General features: G+C 70.5%; 20 protein-coding genes. 16 read left to right on the forward strand and 4 right to left on the reverse strand.

Features of this window, described 5'->3' with window-relative positions; all coding sequences use genetic code 11:
• The first annotated feature begins 7 nt into the window (after window positions 1-7).
• The 11 genes from KXC43_RS35165 to KXC43_RS35215 all read left to right on the forward strand — a co-directional run bounded on the left by KXC43_RS35165 (window position 8) and on the right by KXC43_RS35215 (window position 10,635).
• The gene (locus tag KXC43_RS35165) at window positions 8-787 is read left to right on the forward strand and encodes an ABC transporter ATP-binding protein (RefSeq protein ID WP_221380528.1); all 780 of its coding nucleotides are present in this window, start codon (window positions 8-10) and stop codon (window positions 785-787) included.
• The gene (locus KXC43_RS35170) at window positions 778-2,388 is read left to right on the forward strand and encodes an ABC transporter permease (RefSeq protein ID WP_221380529.1); all 1,611 of its coding nucleotides are present in this window, start codon (window positions 778-780) and stop codon (window positions 2,386-2,388) included. The genes KXC43_RS35165 and KXC43_RS35170 overlap by 10 nt, the downstream gene beginning before the upstream one ends.
• A 49-nt stretch (window positions 2,389-2,437) precedes the next feature.
• On the forward strand, window positions 2,438-2,944 hold the full coding sequence (locus KXC43_RS35175; RefSeq protein WP_221380530.1) for a flavin reductase family protein: 507 nt from the start codon (window positions 2,438-2,440) through the stop codon (window positions 2,942-2,944).
• A gap of 136 nt (window positions 2,945-3,080) precedes the next feature.
• Complete coding sequence (locus tag KXC43_RS35180; protein WP_221380531.1) at window positions 3,081-3,446, forward strand: DUF485 domain-containing protein; 366 nt, start codon at window positions 3,081-3,083, stop codon at window positions 3,444-3,446.
• Complete coding sequence (locus tag KXC43_RS35185; RefSeq protein WP_221380532.1) at window positions 3,446-5,119, forward strand: monocarboxylic acid transporter; 1,674 nt, start codon at window positions 3,446-3,448, stop codon at window positions 5,117-5,119. Before KXC43_RS35180 ends, KXC43_RS35185 begins: the two co-directional genes overlap by 1 nt.
• Window positions 5,120-5,251: 132 nt before the next feature.
• A complete protein-coding gene (locus tag KXC43_RS35190) occupies window positions 5,252-6,502 on the forward strand; it encodes an LCP family protein (protein WP_221380533.1) in 1,251 nt (416 codons plus the stop codon).
• Between the two features lie 19 nt (window positions 6,503-6,521).
• Window positions 6,522-6,857: a rhodanese-like domain-containing protein gene (locus KXC43_RS35195; RefSeq protein WP_221380534.1), complete on the forward strand. Its 336-nt coding sequence runs from the start codon at window positions 6,522-6,524 to the stop codon at window positions 6,855-6,857.
• A 73-nt stretch (window positions 6,858-6,930) separates the two neighbouring features.
• A complete protein-coding gene (locus tag KXC43_RS35200; protein ID WP_438870932.1) occupies window positions 6,931-7,701 on the forward strand; it encodes a glycerophosphodiester phosphodiesterase in 771 nt (256 codons plus the stop codon).
• 46 nt (window positions 7,702-7,747) lie between these two features.
• Window positions 7,748-8,941, forward strand: coding sequence for a sensor histidine kinase (locus tag KXC43_RS35205; protein ID WP_221380535.1), 1,194 nt, complete (start codon window positions 7,748-7,750; stop codon window positions 8,939-8,941).
• Window positions 8,942-9,004: 63 nt separating this feature from the next.
• A complete protein-coding gene (locus tag KXC43_RS35210; RefSeq protein WP_221380536.1) occupies window positions 9,005-9,883 on the forward strand; it encodes a DUF5926 family protein in 879 nt (292 codons plus the stop codon).
• A 5-nt stretch (window positions 9,884-9,888) separates the two neighbouring features.
• Window positions 9,889-10,635 carry a glycoside hydrolase family 16 protein gene (locus tag KXC43_RS35215; protein WP_255645361.1) on the forward strand — a complete coding sequence of 249 codons (747 nt, stop codon included), beginning with the start codon at window positions 9,889-9,891 and terminating at the stop codon, window positions 10,633-10,635.
• 1 nt (window position 10,636) lies between these two features.
• On the opposite strand, the gene KXC43_RS35220 is transcribed toward KXC43_RS35215, so the two are convergent.
• Window positions 10,637-11,836 carry an arginine deiminase gene (locus KXC43_RS35220; RefSeq protein WP_221380537.1) on the reverse strand — a complete coding sequence of 400 codons (1,200 nt, stop codon included), beginning with the start codon at window positions 11,834-11,836 and terminating at the stop codon, window positions 10,637-10,639.
• A gap of 313 nt (window positions 11,837-12,149) precedes the next feature.
• Here KXC43_RS35220 and KXC43_RS35225 point away from each other — a divergent pair, with 313 nt between their 5' ends.
• The 5 genes from KXC43_RS35225 (at window position 12,150) to pheA (ending at window position 15,565) form a co-directional block, all read left to right on the forward strand.
• Entirely contained in the window at window positions 12,150-12,887 is a 738-nt protein-coding gene (locus KXC43_RS35225; RefSeq protein WP_221380538.1) for a hypothetical protein, read from the forward strand.
• A 104-nt stretch (window positions 12,888-12,991) separates the two neighbouring features.
• On the forward strand, window positions 12,992-13,453 hold the full coding sequence (locus tag KXC43_RS35230) for a PAS domain-containing protein (RefSeq protein WP_221380539.1): 462 nt from the start codon (window positions 12,992-12,994) through the stop codon (window positions 13,451-13,453).
• A gap of 96 nt (window positions 13,454-13,549) precedes the next feature.
• Window positions 13,550-13,939, forward strand: a complete 390-nt coding sequence (locus tag KXC43_RS35235) for an ACT domain-containing protein (protein WP_221380540.1) — start codon at window positions 13,550-13,552, stop codon at window positions 13,937-13,939.
• Window positions 13,940-13,979: 40 nt separating this feature from the next.
• The gene (locus KXC43_RS35240) at window positions 13,980-14,585 is read left to right on the forward strand and encodes a hypothetical protein (protein ID WP_221380541.1); all 606 of its coding nucleotides are present in this window, start codon (window positions 13,980-13,982) and stop codon (window positions 14,583-14,585) included.
• Between the two features lie 32 nt (window positions 14,586-14,617).
• A complete protein-coding gene (gene pheA / locus KXC43_RS35245; RefSeq protein WP_221380542.1) occupies window positions 14,618-15,565 on the forward strand; it encodes a prephenate dehydratase in 948 nt (315 codons plus the stop codon).
• An 84-nt stretch (window positions 15,566-15,649) separates the two neighbouring features.
• Here pheA and KXC43_RS35250 read toward each other — a convergent pair whose 3' ends face one another.
• The 3 genes from KXC43_RS35250 to KXC43_RS35260 form a co-directional block, all read right to left on the reverse strand.
• On the reverse strand, window positions 15,650-16,384 hold the full coding sequence (locus tag KXC43_RS35250; RefSeq protein ID WP_221380543.1) for an AIM24 family protein: 735 nt from the start codon (window positions 16,382-16,384) through the stop codon (window positions 15,650-15,652).
• 65 nt (window positions 16,385-16,449) lie between these two features.
• Entirely contained in the window at window positions 16,450-16,809 is a 360-nt protein-coding gene (locus KXC43_RS35255; RefSeq protein WP_221380544.1) for a metallopeptidase family protein, read from the reverse strand.
• A 48-nt stretch (window positions 16,810-16,857) separates the two neighbouring features.
• The gene (locus KXC43_RS35260; RefSeq protein WP_221380545.1) at window positions 16,858-17,286 is read right to left on the reverse strand and encodes an OsmC family protein; all 429 of its coding nucleotides are present in this window, start codon (window positions 17,284-17,286) and stop codon (window positions 16,858-16,860) included.
• Window positions 17,287-17,322: the final 36 nt, after the last annotated feature.

Genomic DNA, 17,322 nt, shown 5'->3' on the forward strand with positions numbered 1-17,322 from the left:
CGGACCCATGACGGTGCCGGCGCCACGCGAGGGGGAACAGGCCGCGGCGATGTCGCTGCACGGCCTGATCAAGCGATTCGACACCAAGCTCGCGGTCTCGGCGGTCGATCTCGAGGTGCCCGCGGGCTCGTTCTACGGCCTGCTCGGCCCCAACGGCGCCGGCAAGACCACGACGCTGTCCATGGCCGTCGGCCTCCTGCGGCCCGACGCTGGTCGCGCCTTCCTTCTGGGGTACGACGTCTGGGCCGACCCGGCCGCGGCCAAGGCCCGCCTCGGCGTGCTTCCCGACGGCGTACGCCTCTTCGACCGTCTCACCGGCCCCGAGCTCCTGGCCTATCACGGCCTGCTGCGCGGCATGGACGCCGCCACGGTCGACCAGCGCTCCCGGGAACTGCTCGACGTGCTGGAACTCGGCACCGGCAACCGCACCCTGGTCGTCGACTACTCGGCCGGCATGCGCAAGAAGATCGGCCTGGCCTGCGCGCTGCTGCACGCGCCGCGGCTGCTGGTGCTCGACGAGCCGTTCGAGGCGGTAGACCCGGTCTCGGCCGCCCGCATCCGCGAGATCCTCCAGCGCTACGTCGCCGGCGGCGGCACGGTCATCTTCTCGAGCCACGTGATGGAGGTCGTCGAGCGCCTCTGCTCGCACGTCGCGATCATCTCGGACGGCGTGCTGCGGCGGCACGGCACACTCGCCTCGGTGCGCGGCGACCGCTCCCTCGAGGAGGTCTTCGTGCAGGTTGTCGGGGGTCGCACAAGCACCGGCTCGGAGCTCGCGTGGCTCTGACCATCCCACAGCGGCCGCCGGTCTCGCCCTGGCCGTTCGTCAAGCTCAAGCTGCGCCTGATCGCGGGCGGTCTGCGCGGCCGCCCGGCCCGGATCGTGCTGTTCGTCCTGGGTGTGGTCATGGCCGGCCTGTTCGCGATCGGCGGTTACGCACTGTTCGCGGTGCCCGGCGTGGTCGGCGACGAGCGGGCCGCCGGCATGCTGCTCCAGCTCGGCGGTTCCCTGCTGGTGCTGGGCTGGGTGGTGCTCCCGCTGCTGTTCTTCGGGGTCGACGAGTCGCTCGACCCGGCCCGCTTCGCGCTGCTCCCGCTGCGCCGCCGCACGCTGATCCTCGGCATGTTCGTCGCGGCGCTGGCCGGGTTGCCCGCTCTGTCCACACTGGCCGCCACGCTCGGCATGGTCAGCACGGCGGCTGCCCTCGGCGGCTCCGGCGCGGCTTTCGCGGAACTGGCGGGCGTGGTCGGGGGACTGCTGCTCTGCGTCGCGCTGAGCCGCGCGGTGACCAGCGCGTTCGCCACCGGCCTGCGGTCGCGCCGCTCGCGCGACCTGGCCGTGGTGCTGTTCGCCGTGGTGGCGGCACTGCTCGGGCCGCTGCAACTGGCGCTGCTGGCCGGGGCCGAGCGCGCCGACTGGGACGCGTTCGCGGTGCTGGGTGATGTGCTGGGCTGGACGCCGTTCGCTGCCGGCTGGTCCGTGGGCCTCGACGTCGCCGACGGGCGTCTCTGGGCCGTACCGCTGAAGCTCCTGATCGTCGCCGGCTCTCTGGCCGGCCTGCTCTGGTGGTGGAGCGCGACCCTCGAGGGCGCGATGGTCGGCGCCGCCTCGAACGGGTCGTCCGGCCGCACCGGGGATGTCGGCTCGCCGACCGGTCTGCTGCTCGGACGGCGGCTGCCCCGCACCCGCTTCGGCGCGCTGGTGGCCCGCGAGACCCGGTACTGGTGGCGCGAGACCCGGCGGCGGGCGGCGCTGATCACCTTCACGGTGGCCGGCTTCTTCCTGCCCCTCTCGATCACGCTGAACGGCGGCTCGGGCGGTCCGGCGGCCGCGTTCGTGGGGCTGCTGGCGGTGCTCGCGCTGGCCAACCAGTTCGGGTACGAGGGCAACGCGTACGCCGCCAACATGATCATCGGAGTGCCGGGCCGCACCGAGATCCATTCGCGGGCGGCCGCGCACGCCACCTTGGTGCTGCCGCTCCTGCTGCTCATCGCCATCGCCGCGGGGGCGACCGGCGGCCGGCCCGAGCACATTCCGGGCGACCTCGGCCTGATGATCGCCACCTACGGCGCCGGCCTCGGCCTGGTGCTGCCGGTGTCGGTGCGGGCCGCCTTCGCCCTGCCCCCGTCGACCAGCCCGTTCGCCATGTCGTCGGGCGGCGGGATGGCCAAGGGTCTGCTCACGGTCGGGGTCATGCTCGGCATCCTCGTCGCCACGGCGCCGCTGCAGATCCTGGCGTTCCTGCTCGGCGACGTGTGGTTGTGGATCGGGCTGCCCGTGGGGGTGGCCTTCGGCTGCGCGGCCTACCTGATCGGTTCGGGGGTCGCGGGCGAATCGCTCGACCGGCGCATGCCCGAGGTGCTGGCCGCGGTCACCCCTGGCCGTTGACAGCGCCGGATCGCGACACCGGTGGGGCCGGGAAAGCGAGAATGGCCGGGTGACAATCCACTCCACCGATCCCTTCGCCACCCCGGACGAGGACAAGTCGGCCGTACGGCGGCTGCGTGGGCGGCTGGCCGCCCCGGTCACACTCTGGACCACGGCCGGGCCGGCCGGGCTCACCGTGTCGTCCACCCTGGTCGCCGACGGCGACCCGGGGCGGGTGCTGGGGCTGATCGACGACGAGAGCGACTTCTGGGAGGCGCTCGAGACCAGCGGCCGGTTCGCGGTGGTCACCCTCTCGCCGGGCGACCGGCAACTGGCCGACCGGTTCGCCGGGCTGATGCCCGCGCCGGGCGGGCTGTTCGCCGGTGACACCTGGACCGACACCGACTACGGGCCGGTGCCGGCCGGTAGCGACACGTGGGCCGGCTGCCGGCTCGAGTCGTCCCGGGTGCTGGGCTGGGCACTTCTGGTCGAAGCGGTCATCGAGAAGGTCGAGGCCGGGCCCTCGCCGTACCCGCTCATCCACTATCGCGGTCGATATCACGAGCTCGGCGGCTGATCTTCACACTGGCAGCGCTCCGCTCAGCGCAGTCAGACCGCCACTCGGCGCACGGGCCGACCGGATGCCCTCGGGCAGCCTCCGGTGTTCGTACGTTGCCGGAAAGTCCGCTCCACCCCGAAGGTGGTGAACTCCGGTGACAACCGAAGTGCCCTCGTCCTCCACCGAGAGGTACCGGGCCGTCCAAGATTCCGAGGAATTCGGCCGGCTGCGTCGAGCCGCGCGCAGTTTCGTCTTCCCGATGACGGTCGCGTTCTTCCTCTGGTATGCGCTCTACGTCCTTCTCTCCGCCTACGCGCGCGGCTTCATGGGCACGAAGGTCGTCGGCAACATCAACGTTGCCCTGATCTTCGGTCTGCTCCAGTTCGTCACGACGTTCCTGATCGCCTGGTACTACTCGCGCTACGCGGACCGGAAGATCGACCCGCTGGCCGACAAGATCCTGGCCGAGCTGACGGCGGAGAACGCCGCCGGCCCCGCTGACAAGAAGAGCGAGGATTGATGGAGCCTCACTTCCTGGCCGCCGAGGTCTCCACCTCCACGTCCCGCGGTCTCACGATCACGCTGTTCCTGGTTTTCGTGGCCATCACCCTGGCCATCACGATCTGGGCCAGCCGGCAGACCAAGACAGCCACCGACTTCTACGCCGGCGGCCGCCAGTTCTCCGGCTTCCAGAACGGCATGGCCATCGGCGGCGACTACATGTCGGCGGCGTCGTTCCTGGGCATCGCCGGTCTGATCGCGCTCTACGGCTACGACGGCTTCCTCTACTCCATCGGGTTCCTCGTCGCCTGGCTCGTCGCGCTGCTGCTGGTCGCCGAGTACCTGCGGAACGCAGGCCGCTACACGATGGCCGACGTGCTCGCCTTCCGGATGCGTCAGCGCCCGGTTCGCACCGCGGCCAGCGCCTCCACCATCGTGGTCTCGATCTTTTACCTGATCGCTCAGATGGTCGGCGCCGGCGCACTGGTTGCCCTGCTGCTCGGCATCGCGCCGGGAACCACGTTCCTGGGTATGGACGCGGACACGGCCAAGGTCGCCACGATCATCCTGGTCGGCACGCTGATGATCATTTATGTGATCGTCGGCGGCATGAAGGGCACCACGTACGTCCAGATCGTCAAGGCGTTCATGCTGATGACCGGCGCCCTGCTGATGACGATCCTGGTGCTCGCCCACTACAAGTTCAACCTGTCCGCGCTGCTCGGCGACGCCGCCGCTCAGTCCGGCAAGGGAGACGCCTTCCTGCAGCCGGGCCTGCGCTACGGCGTCGAGTCGGCCAGCGCGTCGGCCACCTTCTACAGCAAGATGGACCTGCTCTCACTGGGCATCGCGCTCGTGCTCGGCACGGCCGGCCTGCCGCACATCCTGACCCGGTTCTACACCGTGCCGACCAGCAAGATCGCCCGCAAGAGCGTGCTCTGGGCAATCGGCATCATCGGTACGTTCTATCTGTTCACCCTGGCCCTCGGCTTCGGCGCGGCGGCCCTGGTGGGTAGCACGAACATCACCGCACAGGACAAGGCGGGCAACACCGCGGCACCTCAACTGGCCCAGGCACTCGGCATCGACTATCTGGGCGGCGAGACCGGCGGAGCGGTCATGCTGGCCGTGATCGCAGCGGTCGCGTTCGCCACCATCCTGGCCGTGGTGGCCGGCCTGACCCTGGCGTCGTCCTCCAGCCTGGCGCACGACTTCTATGCCAATGTGATCCGGCGCGGCGACGCCTCGGAGCGCGACGAAGTGCGGGTCGCCCGCATCTCGGCCCTGGTCATCGGTGCGGTGGCGATCGCCTTGTCGATCTTCGCGCAGAGCCTGAACGTGGCCTTCCTGGTCGCGCTGGCCTTCGCGGTGGCGGCCTCGGCCAACCTGCCCGCGATCCTCTACAGCCTGTTCTGGCGGCGGTTCAACACCTCCGGCGCGCTGTGGTCGATCTACGGCGGCCTGATCGCCGCGGTCGTGCTGGTGTTCTTCTCGCCGGTGGTCTCGGGTTCGGCCACGGCCATGTTCCCGGACAGCGACTGGCACTTCTTCCCGCTCTCCAACCCGGGCATCATCTCGATCCCGATCGGCTTCCTGTGCGGCTGGATCGGCACCGTGATCTCGAAGGAGGACGACAGCGCCAAGTACGCCGAGCTGGAGGTCCGGTCGCTGACCGGACACGGCGCGCACTAAGTCTGCATTAATTCGACATGCGGGGCCGGCCATCGCCGGCCCCGCATTTTGCCTGCTGGGGGTTCTCCCCACTTCGTGCCGTGTCGGTTTGATGGCAGGGAGTTCGTGCGCGGGGTACGTAACCTTGTTTTCATGTCAGCGCCCACGTCCCCCCTCGGGGGTTCCGGTTCCGGTCGAGCCTCTGTCCCGTCTTCGGGCCGGGCGTCGGCCCGCCCCTCTGGTGCCTACCGCGGCTCGTCGTCGTCACAGCGCGACGACTGGCCGGCCCGCGGGAGTGGTCCGGGGGGCGGTGGCGGCTACGGCGGCAGCCCCGGCGGTCCTGGTGGCCCCGGTGGCCCCGGCCGCGGCAACTCCTACCGCGGGCGCCGGCCCAAGCCTCGCTGGGGCCGCATCGCCCTGCTGGCCGGCCTGGCCGTCCTGATCATCGCGATCATCGCCGGCATCTCGCTCTACGGCTACGCCTCGGGTCTCGACAAGGACCTCAAGCGCACCGACGCCTTCTCGGGCATCAACGCCGACCGGCCGGCCAAGGCGATCGAGGGCGCGCAGAACATCCTGCTGGTGGGCAGCGACTCGCGCGACCCCGACGCCCAGGACGACGGCGCCGGCAAGTGGCGCGCCGACACGCTGATCCTCATGCACGTCCCCGAGGACCACAAGAGCGCCCAGCTCATCTCGATCCCGCGCGACCTGTGGGTCGTCATTCCGCGCAGCAACGAGGCGAAGTGCGGCGACGGCAGCCGGGCCAAGATCAACGCGGCCTTCGCCTTCGGTGGCCTGCCGCGCGCCGTGCACACCGTCGAGTGCCTCACCGACGTCAAGGTCGACCACGTGATGGCGATCGACTTCGGTGGCTTCAAGGAGGTCACCGACGCGCTCGGCGGCGTCGACCTCAAGGTGGAGAAGACGATCAAATCGATCCACAAGCCGTACCGCACGTTCACCAAGGGCACCATGCACATGAACGGCGCCGAGGCGCTCGACTGGGTGCGTCAGCGCAAGCAGTTCGCCCGGGGCGACTTCGCCCGCATGCAGCACCAGCAGGACTTCCTCAAGGCGCTCATGAACAAGGCGGCGAGCAGCGGCACGATCACCAACCCGGCCAAGCTCAACTCGTTCCTCAAGGCGGTCACGGCGGCGGTCACGGTCGACAACGACTTCTCGCTGACCGACATGGCCACCGAGATGCGCGGCGTACGCGGCAACAACCTCACGTTCATCACCAGCCCCAACAAGGGCAGCGACACCATCGACGGCCAGTCCGTGGTGGTCTCGGACAAGGAGAAGGCGCTCGCGCTCTTCAAGGCGGTGGCGGCCGACGAGATGGACACCTGGATGGCGGCCAACCTCAAGAAGGGGACGGACGCGGCGGCCGGCAACTGACCGCCGTACCCTGGTGGTCGTGTTCGGACCACAGGTACCAAGCGTGACCCCCGCCGAGGTCGGCGACGACATCTATCTGCTCGACGTGCGCGAGCCCGACGAGTGGGCGGCGGGGCACGCTCCCGGCGCCCACCACGTGCCGATGATGGAGATCCCGGCCCGCACGGCCGAGGTACCGGCGGACGTCGAAGTCGTCGTCGTCTGCCGGTCCGGTGGCCGGTCGGGCCAGGTTGTCTCGTACCTCATGGGCAACGGGTGGGACAACGTGCGCAACCTGGACGGCGGCATGCAGTCCTGGGCTGCCGCCGGTCGTGAGGTGGTAAGCGAAAACGGTCAGCAGGCCCGGGTCCTGTAGGGCGCCTACCGTGAGTGCTGAGCCCGACCGCGGCGGACAACAGGAACTGACAGAGCGTGGCTACCGTCCCCTGGTGTTCGCGCACCGTGGTGGCGCCGACGCCCTTCCGGAGCACACGCTCGGCGCCTACCTCCGCGCGCTGGAGGACGGCGCCGACGGGCTCGAGTGCGACGTCCGGCTCACCCGCGACGGCCACCTGGTCTGCGTGCACGACCGCCGGCTCAACCGCACGAGCAACGGCCGCGGCAAGGTCAGCGCCAAAACCCTGGCCGAGCTCGACTCGCTCGACTTCGGCTCCTGGCATCCCCGCTATCCGGTGGACGACGAGCCGATGCCGGAGCTCTCCCGCCTGCTGACGCTCGACCGGCTGCTGCAGGCGGTGTGCGACAGCGGCCGGAACGTCCGTCTGCTGATCGAGACCAAACACCCCACCCGGTACGGGGCCGAGGTCGAACGCCGCCTCGTCCGGACGCTCCAGCGCTTCGGCCTGACCGACCCGGCGCCGGAACGACCCGTCCAGGTCACGGTGATGTCGTTCGCCGCGCTCGCGCTGCGCCGCATCCGTGTCCAGGCGCCGGCCCTTCCGACCGTTTATCTGGTCGAGCTGCTGCCGCCCGGGGTGGGCCGGGGCCGGCTGCCGTTCGGCGCGCGCATCGCGGGGCCGGGTGTCTCGCTGGTCCGGTCGCGGCCGGGGCTGATCCCGGCCATCCGGGCGGCCGGGCATCAGGCGTACGTGTGGACCGTCAACGACAAGGCGGATCTCGACATGGTCCTGGAGCACCGGGTCGACGGCGTCATCACCGACCGGCCACGCTTTGTCCTCGACCACCTCGCCACCATGTGAGGTGAGTCACTATCTAGCGGTCGAGAAGCGAGGCAGACTCGCAGACATGCCGGACCGTCCCGACTACAGCGCGCTGACGCGAGGTCAGATCGCGATCCTCGACCGGATCAACGCCGGTGAAGCCGGGCTGCCCGTCCTCCAGCACGTCGTCCGCCTCGCTCAAGAGACGCTGGGCGGCCGGGGCGCCGGCTTCGCCGAGTACGCGTCCGACCACGGCCGCATCATCGCCGCCACCGGGGTGTGCACCGCGGCCATCGGCCGCCGGGTCGACCGCGCCGACCGCCGCCTGCGCGACGGGCGCACCCTGCTCATCCCGCTCGACTCGCTCAACGACGAGTTCGCCAAGCAGGTCGAGGGGGGCGACGTCCGGCGCATGCTCGGCGCCCGCTGCGAGGTCGGCGACACCATCGTCGGCTCGCTGCACGTCTATTTCGGCGACGGCGACGGCGAGCCCGGCCCCGAGCACCACGCCGTCCTCGAGTTGCTGGCCGGCCACGCCGGGCGCCTCTACGCCGCCCGTGAGGGCCTCCCCGCGCACAGCGCCGGGCAGGCCCGCCGCCAAGAGGGCCGCGACCTCTGGGTGGCCGTAACCAGCCACGAGCTGCGCACCCCGGTCACCGTCATCAAGGGCTACGCCGACACACTCACCAACCACTGGGAATCGCTCGGCGACACCGGCCGGCACGAGGCCGTCCGCGTCATCGGCACGCGTGCCGGCGAACTGGCCCGGCTGGTCGATCGCCTGCTTTCCGCAGCCACCGAGGACGGCGAGATCGGCGGCTCCCCGGCCGGCCCGTTCGACCTGGCCGAGACGCTGCGCGGGGCCGTCGAGGAACTGCCGGCCGACCTGCGCCGCCGCATCGTGCTCGACAACCTGCCGGGTGAGATGCCCAAGGCGTTCGGCGACCGCGATTCGATCGCCACGATCCTGACCGAGCTGGCCACCAACGCCGAGAAACACTCCCCGCCCGAGTCGGTGATCGAGCTGTGCGCCGGCGTCGACGAAGAGACGCTGCGTTTCCGGCTCTCCGACCGCGGGCCGGGCATCCGGCCCGAACACGTCGAGCGGGCGTTCGAGCGCTACTGGCAGGCCGAGGGCGGCGACCGGCGGCATCACCCCGGGGCCGGCCTGGGGCTCTACCTCGTACGCAGGCTGGTCGAACGCCAGCACGGCTGGGTGTCGCTGCGCCCGCGCGAGGGGGGCGGCACGACAGCCGAGGTCAGACTGCCGCGGGCCTAGGATCCCCCGACACGGGGAACCGGAGTGTCCCATTCGGGCGGCCAGCGCCTAGGCTGTCTCGCCGTGAGCAAGCGTCGTAACCAACGTCCGTCCGCACCCAAGCGCGAGAAGGTGCGGGACATCTTCGTGGCCCGGCCCTTCGAGGGCCTGGCCGACGAACCGGAGTGGATCGCGCTGCGCGAGCTGGTGCCCGCGGCCAGCGCTCCCCTCACCCTCCGGCCCGAGATCATCGAGGAGTACGGGGACCGTCCCATCACGCTCTCGACCGTGCTGCCCATGGCCTGGCCGGCCATGACGCGACAGGACGGCCGGGTCTTCATCGGCCTGCAGCGGCACGTGCAGTCGGGCGACGTCTCGCGTGACCTCGCCGTGGCCATCCTGAGCGCGCTGCGCACCGAGCCGGGCGACACCGTCTCGGTGCCGGCCCTGCCGGGCGAGGGCCCGCGGCTGCAGGACGTGCTGGTCGACGGCCCGCTCGAGATCACGATGCACGACGGCTTCGAGTACTGGCTCGACGCCGACCAGGCCGAGGACCCGACCGTGAAGGCGTCGCTCGAACGGGCGAACGCGTCGATCTACCCGACCGTGCGCCTGGCCGCGGGCCGGGCCGCGTACTGGTGCCGGGTGGCCCCCGACAAGGGCCACGTGCGCTGGGTGCTCCCCGACACCGAGGACCGCGCGCTCGACACGCTGGCGCGCCTCTCGGCCGCGCAGGAGCTGCTGCTGGGCGAGCAGACCAAGTTCGCCGGCATGTTCCGGGCGCACGGCCTGCTGGTGCCGGTGTGGGACATTCCGGGCGAGGCCGAGGCGGCCGACTGGGAGGCCCCGCTGGCCGACTTCGCCAAGCGCTACGCCGACACGCTGGCCGAGACCGGTTCGCTCGACGCCGACGCCCGCCGCGCCAAGCAGGGCCTCATCGGCCGCCAGCTCACATTGCGGTAGCCGTCATGATCCTGGACGAGCGATTCGAGTCGGAGCAGTTGGACCGCTCTGTCTGGGTGCCGTGGTATCTGCCCCATTGGAGCTCCCGCTCGCAATCGGCGGCGACCTACGAGGTGGGTGGCGGGGAGCTGCGGCTGAGCATCCCCGCCGACCAGCCGCTGTGGGCCGAGGGCGTGCACGAGACGCCGCTGCGGGTGTCGGGCATCCAGAGCGCGAACTACTCCGGCCCGGTCGGCAGCACCGTGGGTGGCCAGCCCTTCCTGACCGACCAGCCGGTGCGGGAGGAGCAGGGGGAGTTCTGGGGCTACACCCCGGTCTACGGCGACCTCGAGATCCGGATGCGCGGCACGATCACCCCGCGGTCGATGATCGCGTTCTGGCTCTCCGGCATCGAGACCGCCCCGGAGCTGTCCGGCGAGATCTGCGTCATGGAGGTCTTCGGCACTGATCCGCAGGCGATCGGGATGGGGCTGCACCGCTTCCGCGATCCGCGTCTCACCGAGGACTGGGGGACGGTCACCCGGGCGATCGACGTTTCCGCTTTTCACACGTACGGGGTGCAGTGGCGCCCCGGCTCACTCGTGTTCACGGTCGACGGCGAGGTGGTCAAGCGGGTCGGCCAGGCTCCCAACTATCCCGTACAGCTCGAGATCGCGGTGTTCGACTTCCCCGACCGGGCCCACCTCGTCGGCGGCGCCACGCCCGTGCCGGAGCTCGTCGTGTCGCACGTGAAGCATCGCCCGGCGGCGTGATTCACGCGCCCCAGGGCGCTCGCTCGATCGGGCAACTCATGCACCGCGGCCCGCCGCGGCCGCTGCCGAGCTCGCTGCCGCTGATCCGGACGACCTCGATGCCGGCCCGCTCGAGCTGCGCGTTGGTCTCGACGTTGCGCTCGTAGGCCACGCACAGCCGCGGCGCGATGGCCAGGGTGTTGTTGCCGTCGTCCCACTGCTCACGCTCGGCCGTGACCGGGTCGAGCCCGGTGTCGATGATCCGCAACCGGTCGATCCGCATCGCCTCGGCGGCGGCCTCGAGGAACGGCCGCGGCGCGGCGGCGCGGGGTTCACCGTCGGCGTCGGCCGTCACGGTGTACGCCTGCAGGGTGTCGGCGATGTTCGGGTACATCACCACCGCGTCGACGTCGACCATCGTGCACACGGTGTCGAGGTGCATGGTGGCGCGTTCCTGAGCGATCGGGACGGCCAGGATCGTGCGGGCCAGCCCGGCCGCGAACACCCGCCGGGCCAGCCGCTCGGCCCCGGCCGGGGTGGTGCGCTCGCCGACCCCGATCGCCAGCACCTCGGGCGCCAGCACGAGCACGTCCCCGCCCTCGAGCCGTTCCAGGGCGGGGTCGTAGAGCAGTTCCGAGCCGGCGAAACGCGGGTGGTGCCGGTAGATGGCCCGGGTCAGCGTCGTCTCGCGGCTGCGGGCGGGCATGGCCAGACTGGTGACCGCGACCCGGTCGCGTACCCACACCGAGGAATCCCGCGTGAACAGCAGGTTGGGCAGGGGATCGATCACGAAGTCGAGCCTGTCCATCATCTCGTAGACCAGGCCGCCCGGCCCGGGCTTGAGCTCCTCGTGGGCCAGACCGGCCATCAACACCTCGGCCAGGCGCTGGGGATCCTGGTCGGCCAGGTAGTGACGCACGCTCTCGCGCAGGGTGTCGCCGAGCCGGCGGTCGGCCAGCACCGTATCGGTGAGCTCGGTGCGGGCATCGGCCACCGCGAGCGTCTCGGCCAGCAGCTGACCCAGATAGAGCACTTCGACCCCGCGCTCGCGCAGGGCGGCCGCGAAGGCGTCGTGCTCCTCCTGGGCACGGCTCACCCACGGGATACCGTCGAAGAGCAGGCTGTCGTTGTTGCGGGGGGTCAGGCGGGCCAGCTCGGCGCCGGGGCGGTGCAGCAGCACCGTACGCAGCTGTCCGACTTCACTGTCGACGTAGTGCACCACGAGCCGACCGTAGCCCACCCGTCGATCTCGCGGCACCCACCGGGCACTCCGCGCTATCGGCCGATGACGTTCTGCCTAGATCATGAGACATCTGTGCACGAGAGCGGTACGCGGACTAACTTTGTCCCTGGAAACTGTCGAACAGGGGAACAGGCGTCGAGATGCACCATCCGCAAGAAGTACTGATGCGTGAATGTGGCATTCATCCCCTCTCATTCCACTTTCTCTCCACGACCGTGTCTTGCTTCCGTAGGGGGTCGAGCACTTACGGTAGTGAAAAGAGAGCCCGAAGGACCTTTTGCCGGAGGTCGCAGTGACTGTCTTCCCAGCCCGCCCTGCTCTACCCGCCGCTCCGAACACTCAGAGGATCGATCGTCGCCTGGGTAGCCCCGCCGCTCTCGAGGCGCCCGGTCGCACGACGACACCCGCCGAGTGGGCACGCCGCCGTCGCGCCGAGCGGGACGCCCGTCGTCTCGAGGCCGCCGGCGCTCGCGCGCTCACCCGCCTCGACCGTCTCGGACCCAACTGGCACATCGTGGACTGGCCGCGCACCGACGCGCTGGGCTACTACGAACCCGACCCCGCCGACGATCGCGCCGGGTTCCTGGCGATCGGCCCGGGTGGCGTCTACGCGGTGACCGTCGCCGATCACGGCCGCGCCCGCGTGCTCATCGCCGGTGACGTGGTGCAGATCAACGGTAAGCGCCCGCAGTACGTCGCCGAGGCCCGTCGTGAGGCCCGCCGCGCGAGCAAGGCGCTCTCCGCCGCCGTCGGCCTGAGCGTGCCGGTGACGCCCGTGCTCACCTTCGTGGGCAACGGCGTGATCAGCGTGCACGGCCTCCCCAAAGAGGTACTCGTCGCCACCGACAAGGAGCTTGACAGGCTGCTGATCGCGGGTGGCGCGCGCATCTCGCCGGCTACCGCGGGCAAGCTCTCAGCCGTGGCCAACAACCCGGCCACCTGGGCAAACGCGCCCTATCGGCCGGCCGGCGACTACCGTTGGCACGCTGACGGACAAACGGCCGCTGACAAGCGGACAGCACGCCGGTAACGTTCCTTCCGGTTGTAGTCGACGGCTTCACCGCCGCGGCACCGCTCGGGAGTCCGAGCGTCGCCGCGGCGCTGCCGTCGATCCGCAGGAGCGAGGAGGATCGGGTGGCTCACGTCGAACTCTCACTCTCGGGAGCGTTCGTGCCGCAGGCGCGCACTCCCTCCGAGGCCGAGTTCGTTCCGAGCCTCGACCGGTGGACGGCGACAGTGACCTCCGCCTCGGAACCCTGCCTCATCATCGACACGACGACCGCGATCGTCGCCGTTTCGGTCTCGTGCGGCGATCTGCTGGGCCTGGGCAAGCCGCCCGAGGTGCTCGGCAAGCCACTCGGCTCGGTGCTCCACCTCATCGACTTCACGGCCGGCGCCGGCGAGCTCGAGGAATCCGACGCCGACAAGATTCCGCCGTTGCTGGCGCTGCGCAGCGAGCGCCTGGCCCGCGGGTTGCTGCGGGTCGTGCCCGCGCCCGGCGAGACGCCGCTGACCGTCGACGCGATCGCCACGCCGCTGTTCGACAACGAGCGGGTGGCCGGCTCGATGACGTTCTTCTCGGCGGTTCGCTACTGATTCCGCCCACTCGTTTCGGGCGCATGTCCGAGCTGTGGCGTTTGACGCACCCCGTGGGCATTGGGCAACCCTGATCTCGAACCGTAGTCTGCCCTCATGCTCGATCTAGACCTGTTGCCTGCGGAGTACGCGGTGAGCCGGCTGCCGGCCGGTTCTCCGATCCCGGCTTCGCTGAGCGCGGGTCCGGACGACAAGAGCGTGATCTCCCTCAGTTGGGACGCCGACGAGCTCTCGATCATCTGCCCGGTCGAGCGGGTGCCCGCGGGTGCGGACGTCGACACCGCGTGGCGGTGCCTGCGCGTGGTCGGGCCGCTCGACCTCGCGCTGACCGGCGTGCTGGCCTCGCTGATCGGGCCGCTGGCCGACGCCCGCGTCAACATCGTCACGTTCTCGACGTATTCGACCGACTACCTGCTCGTGCCGACCGTCCGACTCAGCGAGGCGATCGACACCCTGCGCGCCGCCGGACACCGGATAGCGTCCTGACCCTGGTCACATCGGGACCAGCGGGACATAGCATGTCGGCGTGTCCCCCCGCACAACTGTCGTCCCCCTGGCGATCGCGGCCGCGGCTCTGCTGAGCGCGTGCGGTGAGCCACCGCGGCCGCTGCCCACCTCACCGCCGTACGAGTCGCCCAGCGCCGCACCGATCCCGCTGAACCCCTCCATCGCCCTGCCGCTGCCGACCGCGACCACCCAGCCGCTGCCGACCGGCACCCTCACGTACCCGACCGTCCCGGCCTACCCCACTCAGGTCTATCCGACGCCCACGCCCACGCCCACGGTGACGACGACCGCACCCGAGACCACCCCGGCCACACCGACCCCGTCGCACGCCGCCCGGTGCACCGCCCAGCCGACCCGGCCGCAGATCCTCGCGCTGATCACCGGCAAGCGCGGCATCCCCGACAAACCGCTGCGGGTCTACGAGGGGCCGTTCTGCTCGGGCGCCTGGTCGTTCACCACGGTCGAGGTCACCGGGGCCGACGCCGACGACCTGGAGCCGTTGATGGTGGTGGCCACCGGCGCCGGCACCACGCTGGCGCTGGTCGCGGCCGGCTCCGACGTGTGCATCGAACGGGTGCAGACCGCAGCCCCACCCGGCATCAGAGTGCTGGCCTGTGGCTTCTGAGGCCGGCCGAGGACAGGCCTAGACTGGCAGCCATGCCGGGAACGCCGCCTACGCGCTTCGTCTACCTCGGTCCGGAGGGCACCTTCACCGAGGCTGCGCTGCGCACCATCCCCGCCGCCGAGCGCGGCCTGCGCACTCCGGCCCGCAGCGTGCCCGAGGCGCTCGAAGCTGTCCGCACGGGCGAGGCCGACGCGGCGCTGGTGCCGCTCGAGAACTCGGTCGGCGGCGCCGTCCCGGTCACGCTCGACGAACTGGCCACCGGCAGCCCCCTGATCATCACGCGCGAGGTCGTGCTGCCGGTCGAGTTCGTGCTGGCCGCGCGCACGCCCGCACCGCTCGCCGGCATCCGCTCGATCGCCGCCCACCCGCAGGCCTCGGCCCAGTGCCGCAACTGGCTGCTGGCCAACGTGCCCGACGCGGTGATCGTCGACGTGCTCTCCAACGCGACCGCGGCGATCAGCGCAGCCCGCGGCGAGCACGACGCGGCCCTCTGCGCGCCGATCGGGGTGTCCCGCAACGGGCTGACCGTGCTGGCCGACAAGGTGGCCGACCACGCCGACGCGGTGACCCGCTTCGCCCTGCTCACCCGGCCCGGGCCGCCGGCCGAGCCCACGGGCGACGACGTCACCTCGCTCGCCCTCTCGATCCGGCGCGACCAGGTCGGGGCGCTGCTGTCCGTGCTCACCGAACTGGCCGTGCGCGGCATCAACCTGTCCCGCATCGAGTCCCGGCCCACCGGGGAGCAGCTGGGCACGTACGTCTTCTTCCTCGACTGCACCGGCCACGTGGCCGAACCACGCCTCGGCGAGGCCCTGCAGGGCCTACGCCGCATCTGCGCCGAGGTGCGCTTCCTGGGCAGCTACCCCCGCCACCGGCTCACGCCGGAGGCCCCGGTCGCATCCCCCCGGGGCCTCTCGAACAGCGACTTCGCCGACTCCGCGGCCTGGCTCGCCCAGATCCGGTCCGGCGACTTGGCCTGAAGCGCCAAGCGCAACCAAAGTCGCGTTGCGCCCGTCGCGCAATGCCCGCTGAGCGGAGCGAGGCCGGCAAGCTCAGCGAACTTTTTAGTTTCCGAAGATGTTGCCGAGGATGCCTTCCTGCTGCTGGCCACCGCCGCCGGCGCCGGCCAGGCCGCCCGGGGGCTCCTCGGAGGGCTGCACGACCACGAAGCCCTGACCGGCGAAGCTCATCGTGAACCGCTCGCCGGTCGTTCGGCCCAGCAGCGTGCCCAGGCCCAGCTGCTCGGCGCGGTGATAGCCGGTCTGCAGGCTGGCCGACCAGCAGATCGCGGCCTGCGGGTCGACGTAGGTGGGCTGGTCGACGCTGAGGACCACGGGCGTGCCCTTGGTGGTGACAGCGATCCGGCCGTGACCGGTGAAGACGCAGTTGAACAGGCCGGCGTTGGACATCATGCCGGCGCCCTGCACCATCTTGATGTCGTAGTTGAGCGACGAGTCGAAGGCGAGCACGTTCGAGCCGTTGATCGAGAGCGCGTCGCCCGGCTCGAGGTCGATGAGGTGGATGTCGGCCGCGTTCTCGGCCAGGAAGACGTCGCCGTGACCGCGTACGCGCATGAGCGGAACGCCCTCACCGGTGAGCTTCTGCTTGAGGAACTTGCCGATGCCGCCCGAGCCGAGCGCCTCGAACTGCACCTGCCCCTGGTAGGCGACCATCGAACCGACGCGGGCCATGAACTCGCCGTTCAGTTCGGCCTTGAGCAGCTTGGAGTTCTGGAGCCGGAGGCCGGGCTGGGCCGACTCCTTCTCGAGGTTGTCGGCGGAGAAAAGCTCGCTGCGCATGCACGCCTCCTGCTGGATGTTGTGCACCTAGAGTAGGAGGCTGACACAAGCCTTGTACTGCGGTTTCAGCCCCATCCCAGCTCGTGCAAGCGGTGGTCGTCGATGCCGAAATGGTGGGCGATCTCGTGGACCACGGTGATCGCGACCTCGTCGATGACGTCGGTCTCGGTGTCACACACGCGCAGCGTGGGATTGCGGTAGATGGTGATGCGGTCGGGCAGCACGCCGGCATAGTCCCAGCCGCGCTCGGTGAGCGCCGTGCCCTCGTACAGGCCTAGCAGATCCTCGCCGTCCGGCGGCTCGTCCTCGACGACGATCACCACGTTGTCCATGACCTTCAGGAGTTCGGCGGGCACCTCGTCGAGGGCCTCACCGACCAGTTCCTCGAAGCGTTCCCGACTCATCTCGACCGGCACAGATGCCATTGTGCCCCGGGCGCTCGAGGAGCGGCCGGGGCACGTGGTGATTGTGGATCAGGCGAGCTTGGCGCTGAGGGTGATCTCGGCGCCCGGCGAGAGCAGCCGGGAGATCGGGCAGTTCGCCTTGGCGTCCTCGGCGATCTTCTGGAACGTGCCCTCGTCGACACCGGGGACGTCGCCCTGGGTCTCGAGGTCGATGCGGGTGACGCTGAAGCCGGCGTCGGTCTTGTCCATGTGGACCTTGGCAACGGTGTCGACCGAGGTGGGCGTGAAGCCGGCGTCGGACAGCGCCTTCGAGAAGGCCATCGAGAAGCAGCCGGCGTGCGCGGCGCCGATCAGCTCCTCCGGGTTCGTCCCCTCGCCCTCTTCGAAGCGGGACTTGAACGAGTAGTTCCCCTGGATGCCGCCCTTGCCGGTCTTGATGGTGCCGGAACCCTCGGTGAGGTTCCCCTGCCAGCGAGCGGTTGCGGTGCGAATAGGCATGACCAGAACGCTAGTCCATGCGACGACTGCTGGCCG

This window comes from Paractinoplanes polyasparticus (assembly GCF_019710575.1).
Classification (GTDB): Bacteria; Actinomycetota; Actinomycetes; order Mycobacteriales; family Micromonosporaceae; genus Actinoplanes; species Actinoplanes polyasparticus.